The organism is Nocardioides sp. (assembly GCF_016462705.1).
Lineage (GTDB): Bacteria > Actinomycetota > Actinomycetes > Propionibacteriales > Nocardioidaceae > Nocardioides.
On sequence record NZ_JAEMSS010000014.1, the window covers coordinates 25,413 to 39,482 of the forward strand.

Sequence of the window (14,070 nt, forward strand, 5' to 3'; positions counted from 1 at the left end):
GCCGACTCGCCGTTCGGCCACGACGCCCTAGCCTTCCTGGTGTGGCGGTTCCCGACGTGGTGGTGGTGGACCACCACGACTCGTACACGTGGAACCTCGTCCACCTCGTCGCGTCCGTGACCGGCGTGCTGCCGACCGTGGTCCAGCACGACGAGGTGTCGCCGGACCAGGTGCTGCGGCACTCGCACGTCGTGCTGTCGCCCGGACCGGGGCACCCCGCCGTGGTCACGGACTTCGCGGTGGGGCGGGAGGTGCTGCTGGCCGGCACGCGCCCGGTGTTCGGGGTGTGCCTGGGGATGCAGGGCCTGGTGACGGCGTACGGCGGCTCCGTCGGGCGGGTCGCGCCCGCGCACGGCGAGGTCGCCCGGATCAACCACGACGGGGCCGGTGTCTTCGCCGGGCTGCCCCAGCTGTTCGCCGCGGTCCGCTACCACTCGCTCGCGGCGCTGGACCTGCCGGCGACGCTGGAGGTGTCGGCCTCCGACGCCGGCGGCGGCACCGTCATGGGAGTGCGACACGTCGACCTGCCGCTCGAGGGCGTCCAGTTCCACCCCGAGTCGATCCTGTCCGAGCACGGCGCCGCCATGGTCGCGAGCTTCCTGAGGAGCTGGTCGTGACCGCACCGGACCCGGCCGAGGAGTTCCGCGACGTCGCCGCCGTACGCCGGCGCTGCTTCTGGCTCGACGGAGGGGGAGCCCGCGAGTGGTCCGGACGCCGGTCGCTGGTGGGCTGGCTCGAGGACGACGACGTCTCGCTCTCCTACTCCGCGGCGAGCGGTGAGGTCACCCGGCACTCCGGCTCGTCGGCCGAGGTCGTCGGCGACGACGTGTTCGCCGTCCTCGAGACCGAGCTGGCCGCCGGGTCGCCCCGGGACCAGTGGTTCGGCTACCTCGGCTACGCCTCCCGGCCCGACCTCCCGGCCCGGCCGTCGGTCGACGTACCGGACGCCGTGTGGATGCGGCCGAGCCACGTCCGCCTGTTCGATCACAGCCTGGGCCGCAGGAACTCAGGCTTGGCCGCTCGAGGTTCAGCGGCGGAGGGTGAGCTCCACCGGCTGGCCGGTGAAGCTCCCGCCGCCTACGCCGCCGCCTTCGAGCGCGTGCAGGAGCACCTGCACGCCGGCAACAGCTACGAGGTCAACCTGACCTACCGGCTCGACCTGGCCGGCGACGCCGACCCGGTGGCGGTCTACCTGCGGCTGCGCGACCTCAACCCCGCGCCGTACGCCGGGTTCCTCCAGCACGACGTCGCCGGGGCGCCGGCCTGGCTGCTCAGCTCGAGCCCGGAGCGGTACGCGCTGGTGACGACCGACCGGGACGGCGGCCGCACCATCGAGACCAAGCCCATCAAGGGCACGACGCCGCGCGGCGAGGACCTGCTCGGCGACGAGGAGCAGCGGCTGCGGCTGGCGACCGACCCCCGCTACCGCGCCGAGAACCTGATGATCGTCGACCTGCTCCGCAACGACCTGTCGATGGTGTGCGAGCCGGGCTCGGTCGAGGTGCCCTCGCTGATGGGCGTCGAGTCCTACGAGACCGTCCACCAGCTCGTCTCGACGGTGCGCGGCCGGCTCCGCGACGACATCGGCACGGTCGCCGCGCTGCGGGCCCTGTTCCCGGCCGGTTCGATGACCGGCGCACCCAAGCTGCGGACCATGCAGATCATCGACGAGGTCGAGAGCACGCCCCGGGGCGCCTACGCCGGTGCGTTCGGCTGGCTGGCCGCCGACGGCCGGGCCGACCTCGGGGTCGTCATCCGCAGCCTCACCACCACCGGGGACGGGACCTACCGGCTGGGTACCGGTGGCGGCATCACCGTCCACTCCGACGTGACGGGGGAGCTCGCCGAGTCGGAGTGGAAGGCCGAGCGACTCCAACGAGCCCTGCAGACCCTCCCGGAGGAACCCACCACGTAATACCGTGGAAACCACTCATGAGTACCGTCGAGAGCGTGGCCCACCCGCACGTCATCGTGCTGTTCGGGGCGACCGGTGACCTGGCCCGCCGCAAGCTGCTGCCCGGGCTGCTCCGCCTGACCGAGTCCGACCTGCTCAACGACGCTCGCATCATCGGCACGTCGATGGAGGACCTCGACGACGAGCAGTTCGACAAGCTGGCGCGCGCGGCCTGCGAGGAGTTCGGCAAGGGGGACATCACCGACGAGCGCTGGGCGCCGTTCTCCGCCCTGCTCAGCTACGTGCCCCAGTCCGCCGGCAACGACGCCGTCGCCGCGCGGGTGCACGAGGCGGAGAAGGAGCTCGGCGGGGGTGAGGACGTACGACGGCTGCACTACCTGAGCGTCCCGCCGAAGGCCGCCCTCGACGTCGTCCACCAGCTGGAGGCCTGCGACCTGGTCGCGCGCTCCCGGATCGTGATGGAGAAGCCGTTCGGCACCGACCTCGCCTCGGCGGTCGCTCTCAACGCCGAGCTGCACGAGGTCTTCGCCGAGGACCAGATCTTCCGGATCGACCACTTCCTGGGCAAGGAGGCGGCCCAGAACATCCTGGCGTTCCGCTTCGCCAACGGGCTCTTCGAGCCGATCTGGAACCGCAACTTCATCGACCACGTACAGATCGACGTGCCCGAGATGCTCGGCCTCGAGGGCCGGACCAAGTTCTACGAGACCACCGGCGCCTACCGCGACATGGTCGTCACCCACCTGATGCAGGTGCTGGCGTTCATGGCGATGGAGCCGCCGACCACGCTGACGCCGGGACCGATCAGCGACGAGAAGCTGAAGGTGTTCCGCTCGATGCGGCCGATCGAGCCGCACAACGTGGTGCGCGGCCAGTACACCGGCTACCGCGGCAAGGAGGAGGTCTCGGACTACTCCGACACCGAGACCTTCATCGCCATGAAGGTCGAGATCGACAACTGGCGCTGGGCCGGGGTCCCGTTCTTCCTGCGCACCGGCAAGAAGCTGGCCGAGGGCGCCCGGATCATCTCGATCGCCTTCAAGGAGCCGCCGCTCACGATGTTCCCGTCCGGCTCCAACGTCGGCACCCAGGGGCCGGACCACCTCACCTTCGACCTGGCCGACCAGTCGAAGATGTCCCTGTCGTTCTACGGCAAGCGCCCGGGCCCCGGCATGCAGCTCGAGAAGCTGTCCATGCAGTTCGCCACCCACGACACCCAGTCCTCGGGCGCGGTGCTCGAGGCCTACGAGCGGCTCATCCTCGACGCCATGAAGGGCGACCACACGCTGTTCACGACGGCGGCTGGCATCGAGACGCTCTGGGAGAAGTCGACGCCGCTGCTCACCAGCCCGCCCCCGGTCCGGGCGTACGCCCCGGGCTCCTGGGGACCCAACGCGATCCACCAGCTCATCGCGCCGCACGCCTGGCGGCTGCCGTTCGAGCGGTCCTGGCGGGACCCCAACCCGAACAGCAGTTGACCCCCGCGAGCTTCGGCCCGGCACCCACGACGGACGCTCGCTCCGCTCGCGAGCTTCGCCGTCCATCGTGGCCGCCGAGCCGATCGCGGGGCGCTCGCTGCGGTCGGAATGCAAGCCCGTGAACTCGACTAGACGGTCTGGGTCTCCGGTACCTGCAGTGGCTTCGGGGCTGGGGCGCCCGGGAGCGCGAACATCATCCGGGTGCCGCCCGACGGCGACCGCCCGGCGACGGCGGTGCCCGAGTGCCGCTCGGCGACCTGGGCGACGATCGCCAGGCCCAGCCCCGAGCCGGGCATGGCCCGGGACTCCGAGGACCGGTAGAAGCGTTCGAACACGTGCGGCAGGTCGGCCTCGTCGATGCCCGGCCCCTCGTCGTCGATGGTCACGATCCCGCTGACCAGGGACACCGTGACCGTGCCGGACGGCGGGCTCCACTTGGCGGCGTTGTCGAGCAGGTTGGTGAGCGCGCGCTCGATGGCGCCCGCCTCGCCCTCGACGTACCAGGGCGCGGCGTCCAACCGGAAGGTGACACCGGGCGCCCGCCGCCGCACCCGGGCGACCGCGGCCTCGAGGACCTCGTGCAGCTCGACGGTGGCGACGACGGGCGACATGGGCTCGTCCCTGGCGAGCTCGACGAGGTCGCCGATGAGGGTCGTGAGCTCCTCGATCTGGGCCCGTACGTCGTCGAGGAGCTCGGACCGGGCCCGGTCCGACAAGCCCATCGCCGAGCCCTCCCCGGCCTGGGTGAGCAGGTCGATGTTCGTGCGCAGCGAGGTGAGCGGGGTGCGCAGCTCGTGCCCGGCGTCGGCCACCAGCTGCCGCTGGCGATCTCGAGAGGCGGCGAGTGACGCGAGCATCTGGTTGAACGCCGTCGCCAGCCGGGCCACCTCGTCGTCGCCCTCGACGGGCAGCGCGGTGAGGTCCTCGGTGCGGGCGATCCGCTCCACGTCGGACGTCAGCCGCCGGACGGGGCGCAGTCCGTTGCGGGCCACCGCCATGCCGACGAGGGCCGCGGTCACGATCCCGACCAGCCCGATGAGCAGGCAGACCACACCCAGCCGGTTGAGGGTCTGCTGCTGCGGCTCGAGGGACTGGGCGATGACCAGGGCCATGCCGGGGGTGCCGGCCGCCGGGACGGCGACGACCCGGTAGCGGGTGCCGTCGAAGATGAGGGTGCGGATGCTCTCCGCCGTCTCGCCGCGGGCGACCTCCAGCTCCGGGGTTCCCAAGCGGATCCGGTCACTCTCGTCGAGGAAGTTGACCACGCCGTCGGCGCGGACCGACGCGACCCGGACGTCGGAGACGCCGATCAGGAAGGCCTGTCCGTCATCGACGCCCTTGCTGATCTCCTTGATCTCGGACGAGGCGGTCTTCGCCCGCTCGAGGAGCTGGGAGTCCATCGACGACTGCAGCTGCATGCGGACGGTGACGTAGGCGCCGGCGGCGACGAAGGCCACCGCCAGGGCGACCGCGAAGGTGGTGAGCAGGACGACGCGGCTCGCGAGGGACTGCCGGTAGCCCCACTTGGACTCGTCCGCGGGGTCAGGGGGCGGAGGCAGCACGGCGGGGGTGCTCATGACTCCTTGAGCACGTAGCCCACACCCCTCACGGTGTGGATCAGCCGCGGCTCCCCTTCCGCCTCGGTCTTGCGGCGCAGGTAGCCGACGTAGACCTCGAGGGAGTTGGCGGTCGTGGGGAAGTCGTAGCCCCAGACCTCCTCGAGGATGAAGCTGCGCTCGAGCACCCGTCGGGGCCGGCGCAGGAACATCTCCAACAGCGTGAACTCGGTCCGGGTCAGCTCGATCGCCCGGTCGCCGCGGCGCACCTCCCGGGAGGCCAGGTCCATCGACAGGTCGGCGAAGGCCAGCACCTCGTCCGCCTCGCCCTCCGGTGGCGTGATCCGGCGGAGCAGCGCGCGCAGCCGGGCCAGCAGCTCCTGCAGGGCGAAGGGTTTGGTCAGGTAGTCGTCTGCCCCGGCGTCCAGACCCTCCACCCGGTCGCCGACGGCGTCCCGGGCGGTGAGCACGAGGATCGGGACGTCATGGCCCGCCTTGCGCAGGGCCCGGGTCGCCTCGATCCCGTCCAGGCGCGGCATCATCACGTCCATCACGACGACGTCGGGGGCCGCACCGGCACCGAGGCCGGCGAGCGCCTCGGCGCCGTCGGAGGCCAGGACCACGTCGTAGCCGTTGAACTCCAGCGAACGCCGCAGCGACTCGCGGACCGCGCGGTCGTCGTCGACGACGAGCACGCGGGGGCGCGCCTCAGGCCGGTTGCTCACCGCTCCACTCTGCCAGCGCTGCCTGAGCCGCACCTGAATTACCATGACGACACCATGGGGACCGAATGACCACTCGAGGCGTGCGCGGTGCCGTCGCGGCGACGCTGCTGGCGCTGACCGCGACCCTGCTGCTCGCCGTCCCCTCCGCGTCCGTGGGCCCGGGCCCGCTTCCGGCGCACGACGGGCACGACGACGAGCGGGCCCCGGCGCTGCCGGCCGACTTCACCGACAAGGTCGCGATCGGTGGGCTCAGCGAGCCGACGGCGGTGGCGTTCGCGCCCGACGGGACGGCGTTCGTCGCGCTCAAGACGGGTCTCATCAAGTCGTTCGACTACAACGCCACCAGCCGCACCTACGAGCCGTTCGGCCAGGAGACCAACTTCGCCGACCTGTCACCCACGGTGCACAACTACTGGGACCGCGGCCTGACCGGGATCGAGGTGGACCCGCAGTTCCCCGCCCGGCCCTACGTCTACGTCAACTACGCCCTCAACCGCGACCCGCGCAACGGCAACCAGCCGGCGTGGTCCAACGGCACCGAGCAGTACGACGGCTGTCCCGCGGGCGCGTCGCTCGGGCCGCCGGTCGTGCCGGGCTGCCTGGTCGACATCCGGGTCTCCCGGCTGACAGCGACGTCGACACCGGCCGGCTGGGTGATGACAGGACCCGAGCTGCCCCTCGTCGAAGGGGCCTGCATGCAGTTCCCGAGCCACGCGTCCGGTGACGTCGCGATCGGGCCCGACGGGTTCCTGTACGCCTCCGCGGGGGACGGCGCCAGCTTCGACTTCGCCGACCACGGGCAGGCCGGCAACCCCTGCCCCGGTGACCCGGCGAACGGTAACGAGGGCGGGTCGCTGCGCAGCCAGGACGTCCGCACGGCCGGCGACGCGCTGGGGCTGAGCGGGTCCGTGTTCCGGGTGAACCCGGACAACGGCCGGGCCAAGAACGGCGCCACCGACAACGCGAGCCGGATCATCGCCGTCGGCCACCGCAACCCGTGGCGCCTGACGTTCCGTCCCGGGACCGACGAGCTGTGGAACGGCGACGTCGGTGGCAGCGCGTGGGAGGAGATCAACCGCCTGGTGGGCGCGGGCTCGGCGCCCAGCGGCACCGGCGTGGCCAACCGCGGATGGCCCTGCTACGAGGGCGCCCCCGGCGGGACCTCGCTGCGGCAGCCCGACTGGGACGGGCTCAACCTGCCGGTCTGCGAGAACCTCTACGGCCAGGGTGCCGCAGCCGTGCAGCCGCCCTACTTCGGCTACCAGACCCGCGGCCCGCTGCTGACCCCCGGCGAGGACTGCGACAGCAGCACGTCGTCGGTGTCCGGGATCGCGTTCGCCCCGACGTCGAGCAACTGGCCGGCGGCCTACCAGGGCTCGCTGTTCTTCTCCGACTACGCCCGCGCCTGCGTGTGGCGGCTCGGCAAGCTGCCCAACGGCGACCCGGACCCCTCGAGCATCACCCCGCTCGTCCAGGGCGCCTCGACTCCGGTCGACCTGGTCGCGGGACCGCAGGGGGACCTCTTCTACGTCGACTTCGGGCTCGACGACGAGGGTGTCCCGCAGGCCGGCGCGGGCGGTGTCCACCGGATCGCCTACCGCGACCCGGCGCCGGTCGCCGTCCTCACGGCGGACCGCATCTCGGGCCCGCTGAGCGCGACCTACACCTTCAGCGCCGCCGGTACCACCGACCCCAACGGGCGGCCGCTGACCTACACCTGGGACCTCGATGGCAACGGGAGCTACGAGACCAGCACGGGTGCCACGCCGACGGCGCAACGGTCGTACGCCGCCGCGGTCAACGTGACGGTCGGTCTCAAGGCCACCAACGACGCCGGCCAGTCCGGGACGGCCACGCTCACCATCTACCCGGGCAACGACCCACCCCAGATCACGAAGATCTCGCCGGCCGCGTCACTGCGATGGCGGGTGGGCCAGAAGGTCGGCTTCTCCGCGGCCGCGACCGACCCGCAGGACGGGGTCCTGGGCGCGCCGGCGTTCGACTGGGCCCTGAGCATCCGGCACTGCCCCGACGTCTGCCACACGCACCCGCTCGAGCAGTTCCGCGACCAGCAGGCGGGGTCCTTCAGGACCCCCGACCACGAGTACCCCTCGCACCTGCTGCTGACCCTGACCCTGACCGACTCCCGGGAGATGCCGGTCCGGCGGACGATCCGGCTGGACCCCAAGAGCGTCAAGGTCACCTTCGCGACCTCGCCCGCGAAGCTGCGGCTCACCGCGGCGGGCACCGCCGCCAAGGCGCCGTTCGCCAAGCGCTTCATCGTCGGCTCGCGTGCCACCGTCTCGGCAGCGAAGGTCCAGCGCAAGCGCGGCGTGACCTACCGGTTCCGGTCGTGGTCGGACAAGGGCAAGCCGAGCCACGAGATCGTCGCCCCGAAGAAGAAGCGGACGCTGACCGCTTCCTACCGGCCCGTCAAGGCCGAGCTGCGGATCCGCACGGCACCCTCGAAGAAGCTGGCCTTCCTGGTCAACGGCAAGAAGTGGAAGGGCTCCTTCCGTGACGACCTCAAGGTCGGGACCAAGGTGTGGCTGGCGGCTGCGCCGGCGCAGACCCGCAAGGGCCAGCGCTGGGTCTTCGTCCGATGGTCCGACGGTGGACGCCGGGTCCACCGGGTCGTGATCGGCGACCAGCGGGTCGACCTGCGCGCGATCTACCGCCGCGCCTGACCCCCCGAGGACCAGGTCGACCCTGGGGTAGCCGGGCGAGCCGGGCCCCTCTGGGCCATAGGCACACGGCCGAATCCTGCTTACGCTGCCCTCGCTGCACATTCGATGGGGGGATCGGTGAGCACAGGCATGCGCGCGTTCACGGCCGGGGTGATGGCCGTGGCCCTGGCCTTCCCGGTCGCCGGGCTCGCCGGGTCCTCGTCGGCGGCGCCTCCCGCCCCCGCCGCCGCCGCCCCGCAGCTGCCGGCCGGGTTCCAAGACACCGTGGCGATCGCCAACCTCTCCGAGGCGACCTCGGTCGCCGTCGTGCCCACCGGGCCGGCCAACGGGACGGCCGGCGGGACGGCGTTCGTGGCCCTCAAGCCGGGCATCATCCAGGCCTTCGACTACGACGCGGGCACCGGGACCTTCGAAGGCACCGGGTCGGTGTTCGCCAACCTGTCGACCAACGTCAACAACTACTGGGACCGGGGGCTCACCGGCATCGAGGTCGACCCCCAGTTCCCGACCCGGCCCTACGTCTACGTCAACTACACCTACGACCGGGACCCGCGAGACAACCCGCCCCAGGTGCCGAAGTGGGGCGAGCCCGGGGGCTACTACGACGAGTGCCAGGAGGAGGCGTCGGTCTCGCCGGTCCGGGTCGGCTGCCTGGTGACGGTCCGCGTCTCGCGGCTGACCGCGGTGATGGGCGCGGGCGGCTGGGCGATGCAGGCGGGCAGCGAGAGGGAGCTGGTCCAGGACGCGTGCATCCAGTTCGGCAGCCACGCGTCGGGGGACGTGCTGTTCGGCCCCGACGGCTTCCTCTACGCCTCGGCGGGCGAGGGGGCTGCCTTCACGACCGCCGACTGGGGCCAGGCCGGCAACCCCTGCCCGGGTGACCCGCCCAACGGCCTCGAGGGTGGCTCGCTGCGCAGCCAGGACTACCAGACCACGCCGGACGCCCTGGGGCTCGGCGGGTCGGTCTTCCGGGTCCACCCCGACACGGGCGCGGCGCCCGACGGGAGCACCGCGAACGCCAGCCGGATGGTCGCCTACGGCCAGCGCAACCCGTGGCGGCTCGCGTTCCGGTCGCCGACCGGGCCCGAGCGGTTCGAGCTGTGGTCCGGGGACGTCGGCTCGAGCACCTGGGAGGAGGTCAACCGGATCCCCGACGTGCGGACGGTGACCACCCCGGTCAACCGGGGCTGGCCCTGCTACGAAGGCTCCTTCACGGGCTCGGCGCGGCAGAGCGAGTGGGACGCGCTCAACCGGCCGATCTGCGAGAACCTCTACGCCCAGGGCCCGGGCGCGGTCGTGGCGCCGTACTTCAGCTACCAGACCCGTGGTCCGCTCCTCACCCCCGGCGAGGACTGCCAGAACGACACCTCGTCGGTCTCCGGCATCGCGTTCGGCTCGGCGTCGAGCAACTACCCCGACGCCTACCAGGGGTCGCTGTTCTTCACCGACTTCGCCCGGTCGTGCATCTGGCGGCTGGGGAAGAAGCAGGACGGCACCCCGGACCCGACGAGCATCACCCCGTTCGTGCAGGCGGCCGAGACCCCGACCGACCTCCTCGTCGGGCCGGGCGGCGACCTCTACTACGTCGACTACGGACTGAACGCCGAGGGCGTGCCCACCGCGAACGCGGGCGCTGTCCACCGGATCACCTACACGTCCAGCAACGCGGCCCCGACCGCGCGGATCGTCGCCGACAAGGTGTCGGGTCCCGCGCCGCTCACGGTCAGCTTCGACGGCACGACCTCGTCCGATCCCGACCCCGGCGACGTGCTCACCTATGCCTGGGACCTGGACGGCGACGGGCAGTACGACGACTCGACGGCGGCCAGACCGACCCGGACCTACCAGGTCGGCAACGTGACCGTGCGCCTCCGGGTCGACGACGGGCACGGCCACCAGGCCACGGCGTCCCAGCTCATCCAGGCCGGCAACACCGAGCCGGTCATCGGGGCCATGACCCCCGCCGGCACCCTGACGTGGAAGGTCGACGACACGATCAGCTTCTCGGCCTCCGCCACGGACGCCCAGGACGGCACGCTCCCGCCCTCGGCGTTCAGCTGGAACGTGGCGCTGCGGCACTGCCCGACCGGGAACTGCCACACCCACTCCCACCAGAACTACGTCGGGGTGTCCTCCGGGAGCTTCACCGCGCCCGACCACGAGTACCCCTCGCACCTGCTCGTCACGGTGACGGTGACCGACAGCCAAGGCCTCACCGCGAGCAGGACCGTGCAGGTGAACCCCCAGAGCGTGACCCTGGGCTTCGCCAGCAACCCGCCGGGGGCGGCACTGACCGTCGACAGCGAGGCCCTGTTCGCGCCCGCGAGCCGCGACTTCATCGTCGGGCACTCCATGAACCTCATCGCCCCGGCGCAGCGGCAGTACAACGGCGCCGACTACACCTTCGCGTCGTGGTCGGACGGGGTCACCACGCCCACCCGGACGGGCTACAAGGCACCCGCGTCGGCCACCACGCTGACAGCGAACTACGTGCTCGACGCCCCGGCCAACCAGCCGCCGACCGCGGCCGTCTCGGCCAGCCCCTCCTCCGGGCCGGCCCCGCTGACACCCACGTTGAGCGCCGCGGGGTCGACCGACCCCGAGTCGGGTCCGCTCACCTATGCCTGGGACCTGGACGACGACGGCCTGTACGACGACGCGACCGGCGTGACCACGAGCCTGGCGACGTTCCGGTCGGTGGGGCCCCACCCGGTGCGGGTGCGGGTCACCGACAACGCCGGCGCGAACGCCACCGCGTCGACGACGGTCACCGTGAACAACACCGCGCCGACCGCGACGGTCACCACGACACCGTCGCCGGCGTCAGGCACGGCGCCGCTCGCCGTCGCCTTCTCCGCAGCGAGCACGACCGACCCCAACCCCGGCGACACGTTCACCTACGCCTGGGACCTCGACGGCGACGGGACCTTCGAGACGCTCGGCACCCCGACTCCGCCCCAGAGGACCTACGGCGTCGGCACCACGACCGTGCGGCTCCGGGTCACCGACAACCACGGCGACAGCGACACCGACACGGTCACCGTGACGGCGGCCAACACCGCCCCCTCGGTGACCTCGGTGAGCCCCGCCGCGGGCACGACGTGGTCGGTGGGCCAGACGATCGGCTACAGCGCGACGGCGAACGACCCCCAGGAGACCCTGCCGCCCTCGGCGTACACGTGGCGGGTCGAGCGGCAGGACTGCGCGACCGGCTGCGCGCGCACGACGGTCACGACGAGCACGGGCCCGGCGGGCTCGTTCGTGGTCCCGGAGATGGCGTACCCGTCCCACCTCTTCCTCACGGTGACGGTGACCGACACGCAGGGCCTCACCGCGACCGCGACCCGGCAGCTGGAGCCGAGGACCGCCGACCTCACCTTCGCGACGACGCCGACGGGAGGGGTCACCACCGTCTCCGGCACCGACCACGTGGCTCCCTGGACCGGGACCTTCGTCGTGGGCGCGCAGGTGCCCGTGTCGGTGCCGGCCACCCGGGTCGTCGGCGGCGCCAACCACGGGTTCACCGCGTGGTCCGACGGAGGTGCCCGCAGCCACGCGGTCACGGTGCCGGCGTCGGCCACCACCTACACGGCGAGCTACACCCGGCAGAACCGGCTCCCGACCGCCGTCGTGACCGCGAACCCGACGAGCGGACCCACGCCCCTGGCGGTGCAGGTCTCGGCCACGGCGACCGACCCCGACGGGGACGACACGACGTTCACCTACGCCTGGGACCTGGACGACGACGGGGCCTACGACGACGCCACCGGCGCCACCGCGTCCGCGACGTACACCGGGCTGGGCGCCCACGAGATCACCGTGCGCGTGACCGACGCCCACGGCGGGTCCTCGACGACGTCGACGAACGTGACCGTCACCAACAGCGGTCCGACCGCGCGGATCACCACCACCCCGTCGCCGCCGACGGGCAACGCCCCGCTGCCGGTCACCTTCAGCGGCGCCACCTCGAGCGACCCCGACGGCGGCACCCTCGCCTACGCCTGGGACCTCGACGGCGACGGGCAGTACGACGACGGGTCGGCGCCCACGGCCAACCGGACCTACCAGGTCGGGACCGTCACCGTCGGGCTCCGGGTGACCGACAGCGACCAGGCGAGCAGCACCGCCTCGGTCCAGGTGAGTGCCCCCAACCGCAACCCGGTCGCGGCGGTCAGCGCCGACCCGTCGAGCGGGCCGGCGCCCCTCCAGGTCGCGCTCTCGGCAGCCGGCTCCGCCGACCCGGACGGCACCGCGCTCGGCTACGCGTGGGACCTCGACGACGACGGCGCCTACGACGACGCCACCGGGCCCACCGCGTCCGCGACCTTCACCGGGGTCGGTGGCCACCGGGTCGGCGTCCGGGTCACGGACGCCGACAACGGGACCGGAACCGCGTCGACGACGGTGACGGTCACCAACTCCGGTCCGACCGCGGTGATCGTCACGGACCCCGCGTCCGGGTCGGGACCGGCGCCGCTCACCGTGTCCTTCGACGGCTCGACCTCCGAGGACCCGGACGGCGGACCACTCACGTACGCCTGGGACCTCGACGACGACGGCCAGTACGACGACGCGACCGGTGCCACGGCCACGGGCGTCTATCCGGTCGGGACGCTGACAACCCGGCTCAGGGTGACCGACCAGCACGGCAGCAGCGCTGTCGCGGCGCGGACCATCACCGCCACCAACTCCGCGCCGACGCTCACCCGGGTCACCGCGTACCCGTCCGGCGGCTACCGGGTGGGTCAGACCCTCGGCTTCGACGCCGCCGGGACCGACCCCCAGCAGGCGCTGCCGGCCACGGCCTTCTCGTTCACCATGCTGCGCCAGGACTGCCGCAGCGGCTGCCCCCGGGTCGAGGTCCAGCGCTGGACCGGGACGTCGACGGGACGGTTCGTGGTGCCGCCGATGCCCTACCCGTCGCGGCTGTTCCTCGTGGCGACCGTGACCGACGCCCACGGCGCGACCGCGACCCGCGAGCTGCGCCTCGAGCCGGTGCCGGTGCGCCTGAAGCTCCGCACGTCGGGCCCCGGCCTGTCGGTCAAGGTCGACGGTGTCGTGCGCCGGAGCGGCTGGTCGGGCCGGGTGGTCGCGGGATCCCGGGTCCGGCTGTCGGCCCCCAGGCTCCAGGTCCGGGGCGGCGTGCGCTGGACGTTCGTGCGCTGGTCCGACGGGGGAGCCCGGCGGCATGAGCTCGACGTCTGGGACCCGAAGGTCACCCTGAGGGCGATCTACCGACGGAGCTAGCGGCAGTGGCAGGAGGTGGCAGGAGGTGGCTACAGGTAGCGCCCCGCCGCGTCGGCGGCCCGGGCGCCGTAGCCGCCGCCGAACAGCGCGGCGTGCACCAGCAGCGGGAACAGCTGGTGGAGCGGCAGCCGGTCCTCCCAGCCGTCGGCCAGCGGAGCGGCCTCCGCGTAGGCGTCCAGGACCCGCGGGAGGTGCGGCATCCCGAAGAGCGACAGCATCGCCAGGTCGAGCTCGCGGTGACCGCCGTACGCCGCCGGGTCGATCAGCCAGACCCGGCCGTCCTGGCCCCAGAGCACGTTGCCGTTCCAGAGGTCGCCGTGCAGCCGCGCCGGGGGCTCCACCGGCAGCAGGTCGCTGAGCCGGCCGATGACGGACTCGACCGTGTGGGCCTGGTCGTCGGTGACGTGCCCACGGTCGCGGGCCAGCTTGAGGTAGGGGAGGACCCGGCGCACGGCGTAGAAC

General features: G+C 72.5%; 8 protein-coding genes. 5 read left to right on the forward strand and 3 right to left on the reverse strand.

Going from position 1 to position 14,070, the window contains the following annotated elements; translation table 11 throughout:
• Window positions 1-41: 41 nt before the first annotated feature.
• The 3 genes from JHD21_RS03260 to zwf are packed head-to-tail and all read left to right on the forward strand — an operon-like array spanning window position 42 to window position 3,393.
• Window positions 42-617, forward strand: coding sequence for an aminodeoxychorismate/anthranilate synthase component II (locus JHD21_RS03260; RefSeq protein ID WP_292671601.1), 576 nt, complete (start codon window positions 42-44; stop codon window positions 615-617).
• Window positions 614-1,915, forward strand: coding sequence for an anthranilate synthase component I family protein (locus tag JHD21_RS03265; protein WP_292671603.1), 1,302 nt, complete (start codon window positions 614-616; stop codon window positions 1,913-1,915). The genes JHD21_RS03260 and JHD21_RS03265 overlap by 4 nt, the downstream gene beginning before the upstream one ends.
• 17 nt (window positions 1,916-1,932) lie before the next feature.
• Window positions 1,933-3,393 carry a glucose-6-phosphate dehydrogenase gene (gene zwf / locus JHD21_RS03270; protein ID WP_292671605.1) on the forward strand — a complete coding sequence of 487 codons (1,461 nt, stop codon included), beginning with the start codon at window positions 1,933-1,935 and terminating at the stop codon, window positions 3,391-3,393.
• 128 nt (window positions 3,394-3,521) lie between these two features.
• Here the strand turns inward: zwf and JHD21_RS03275 are convergent, their stop codons facing one another.
• Window positions 3,522-4,970 (reverse strand): HAMP domain-containing sensor histidine kinase, encoded by a 1,449-nt coding sequence (locus JHD21_RS03275; RefSeq protein WP_292671606.1) that lies wholly within the window; start codon window positions 4,968-4,970, stop codon window positions 3,522-3,524.
• Window positions 4,967-5,674, reverse strand: coding sequence for a response regulator transcription factor (locus JHD21_RS03280; protein ID WP_292671608.1), 708 nt, complete (start codon window positions 5,672-5,674; stop codon window positions 4,967-4,969). The genes JHD21_RS03275 and JHD21_RS03280 overlap by 4 nt, the downstream gene beginning before the upstream one ends.
• A gap of 65 nt (window positions 5,675-5,739) precedes the next feature.
• Here JHD21_RS03280 and JHD21_RS03285 point away from each other — a divergent pair, with 65 nt between their 5' ends.
• Both JHD21_RS03285 and JHD21_RS03290 read left to right on the forward strand, forming a co-directional pair.
• Window positions 5,740-8,361 (forward strand): PQQ-dependent sugar dehydrogenase, encoded by a 2,622-nt coding sequence (locus tag JHD21_RS03285; RefSeq protein WP_292671610.1) that lies wholly within the window; start codon window positions 5,740-5,742, stop codon window positions 8,359-8,361.
• A 117-nt stretch (window positions 8,362-8,478) separates the two neighbouring features.
• Window positions 8,479-13,608, forward strand: a complete 5,130-nt coding sequence (locus JHD21_RS03290; RefSeq protein ID WP_292671612.1) for a PKD domain-containing protein — start codon at window positions 8,479-8,481, stop codon at window positions 13,606-13,608.
• 29 nt (window positions 13,609-13,637) lie between these two features.
• Here the strand turns inward: JHD21_RS03290 and JHD21_RS03295 are convergent.
• A partial coding sequence (locus JHD21_RS03295; RefSeq protein WP_292671613.1) for a fructosamine kinase family protein occupies window positions 13,638-14,070 on the reverse strand: 433 nt, incomplete at its 5' end.